General features: G+C 44.4%; 1 protein-coding gene. It reads left to right on the forward strand.

What is annotated here, in order from left to right; translation table 11 throughout:
• Positions 1-531 precede the first annotated feature (531 nt).
• Positions 532-1331, forward strand: an 800-nt coding sequence (gene ltrA / locus AB0B20_RS29080; protein WP_357475116.1) for a group II intron reverse transcriptase/maturase, incomplete at its 3' end; no start/stop codon positions are given.

Here is a 1331-nt window from a genome sequence, read left to right on the forward strand (position 1 = left end):
TCTCATTTATGAAAAATTACTTCAAATATAAAATTTGCTGCTTTATTCTAAGTAGCCAGAGACAAGGGTGTCGCGGGTGACTGCGAATCTGAAGGAAGTCCGAGGCAATTATGGGGGCTTACGAACAGAAACTGTATACTAGGCGGATTTAGTCCGGGTGATGTTGCCAAACAAACAGAAACCCAATACTGCACGGGGACTATAACGTATATACAGAGGCCACATCCATAGGAAGTAGATTGTCTTACCCCGGGAGATCTGAATGAGTTCTGTCAATTGTAAGCGCGATTACAGGAGAAGAAATATTTGGTAGAGCTGCCAAATGCCTCAATCAGAAGTCAGCAGCGGTCGTAGTACTGCATTTTCCGGATGCAGAAAGGACCAAATGTTAGGATGGCAAAGGAAACATGAAGTTTATGGCAGAGCTTTTACAGCGGAACCACATTAGAGAACTGCTTATATGAGGGTAGGACGGAATCCGAGAGTAAATTATAAGAGGAGCTGAGCCGAGCCGTGCAACCAATGAGCACAATGCCTGGGAAGGAGTTTTTTTTTAGTATTATGCTTGAAGAAATATTAGACATCCGAAATGTACAAAGAGCCTTTAAGCAGGTTACTGCCAATAAGGGTGCTGGTGGTATTGATGGTATACTGACCGATGAACTTCGCGACTACCTGAATGCCAACTGGCAGAGATTACGGGCTAATATTTTAAAAGGCAATTTCCGGCCAAGCGCTGTGAGAAAGGTAGAGATACCCAAAAGCACCGGTGGTAAGAGGATGCTTGGCATCCCAACGGTCATTGACCGGTTGATCCAACAGTCCATTTCTCAATGGCTGAGCCCAAAGTACGAGGGCGACTTTTCTTCTGGCAGTTATGGTTTCCGGCCAAAGCGCAATGCCCATCAGGCAGTGTTAAAGGCCCAGGAATATCTTAACACAGGTTACACCTGGATTGTGGAACTTGACCTGGAGAGGTTCTTTGATAGGGTAAACCATGACAAACTCATGCATCTGCTGTCAGTAAAGATAAAGGATAAGCGTACGTTGAAGCTTATCCGTTTTTATCTGAGTGCAGGAATCATGGAAAACGGCCTGGCAAGCCCAAGAAGAGAAGGTATGCCGCAAGGCAGTCCATTAAGTCCATTACTATCAAATATTATCCTTCACGAACTTGATGCTAAGCTCGAAGAGCGTGGCCATCTGTTCGTACGTTATGCTGATGATTGCAGTATCTATTTGAGAAGCAAGAAATCAGCACATCGGGTAATGGCAAGTATTTCAGTATATCTGGAAGACTGCCTGAAACTAAAGGTTAACAGGGAGAAAAG

The organism is Micromonospora sp. NPDC049151, assembly GCF_040648395.1.
Lineage (GTDB): Bacteria > Actinomycetota > Actinomycetes > Mycobacteriales > Micromonosporaceae > Micromonospora.